This is a genomic window from Sphingobium sp. LMC3-1-1.1 (genome assembly GCF_040676285.1).
Classification (GTDB): Bacteria; Pseudomonadota; Alphaproteobacteria; order Sphingomonadales; family Sphingomonadaceae; genus Sphingobium.
Genome location: NZ_JBEGHQ010000032.1, coordinates 1 through 1152, shown reverse-complemented (window position 1 = coordinate 1152; position 1152 = coordinate 1). Strand labels below are relative to the sequence as shown.

At 54.7% G+C, this 1152-nt stretch carries 2 tRNA genes and 2 rRNA genes; all 4 read right to left on the bottom strand.

Annotation, left to right across the window (positions count from 1 at the left end):
- Window positions 1-300, bottom strand: a 23S ribosomal RNA gene (locus MRBLMC3_RS16180); the annotation flags it as partial.
- 288 nt (window positions 301-588) lie between these two features.
- Window positions 589-664 (bottom strand) — tRNA-Ala (locus MRBLMC3_RS16175).
- A gap of 12 nt (window positions 665-676) precedes the next feature.
- A tRNA-Ile gene (locus MRBLMC3_RS16170) sits at window positions 677-753 on the bottom strand.
- 294 nt (window positions 754-1047) lie between these two features.
- A 16S ribosomal RNA gene (locus MRBLMC3_RS16165) occupies window positions 1048-1152 on the bottom strand; the annotation flags it as partial.

Here is a 1152-nt window from a genome sequence, read left to right as displayed (position 1 = left end):
TCGCTCGCCACTACTAACGGAATCTCGGTTGATGTCTTTTCCTCCGGGTACTGAGATGTTTCAGTTCCCCGGGTTCGCTTCACCAAAGCCTATTTTATTCAGCTTAGTGATACCTCTCCCATTTAACGCCTAACCTGTGTCGCCACAGGGCAGACCTTAAATGGTGAAGGTGGGTTGTCCCATTCGGAAATCGCGGGATCAAAGCTTGCTCACAGCTCCCCCACGCTTATCGCAGCGTGCCACGTCCTTCATCGCCTGTACATGCCAAGGCATTCACCAGATGCCCTTACCTCACGCTTGAGAGTCCACACCACCAATGACAGCACTGGAGAAGCACTGCATCAGCATATTCGGTGTGGTGATTTAACTCAGCCAGATAATCATTTGTGTACGATCATCGCTCAGCTTCTTGGCCGTAAAGACCGCAAAACCGAACCATGTCGCCACGGCATCGATTAAAAAACCCATTCACAATGTCAAAGAGAGGCGCATCAGCGCCTCATAATTGCTGGCAAGCCAGCAAAACCGCTACTCTTCATCTCTGGAAATCTTCTGCTGCTTTCCGCCAAACATCGCTATGCAGTACCTTGGTGGAGCTTATCGGGATCGAACCGATGACCTGATGCTTGCAAAGCAACCGCTCTCCCAGCTGAGCTAAAGCCCCCAGCCAAAGTCATGGTGGGCCGGGGAGGAGTTGAACCTCCGACCTCACGCTTATCAGGCGTGCGCTCTAACCACCTGAGCTACCGGCCCGTTGTTTGTTCAGCCTCAAGCGCCGGCGCCGACATCCGTCGGCTTGGCTTGCCTCGCATAATGGGTCCCGTCAAAGTAATACTTTGATGGGGGCCAATCTCGGGCGGCCGTTCGGCCTTGCGAAGCCCTGCAGGCTTCGTTGGCGCAAACCAAACAGGGCAGTGCCCAGGCAGATGCGCCCCTTGCGAGGCGCATTTTCCAGTGATGAAGGGACATGAGGACGGCGGCAATGTTCTTTGGAAATGACGAAGCTCTTCTGACTTCCAGAGCCAGCGCTTTCGTCACGATCCTTAGAAAGGAGGTGATCCAGCCGCAGGTTCCCCTACGGCTACCTTGTTACGACTTCACCCCAGTCGCTGATCCCACCGTGGTCTGCTGCCTCCTTGCGGTTAGCGCACA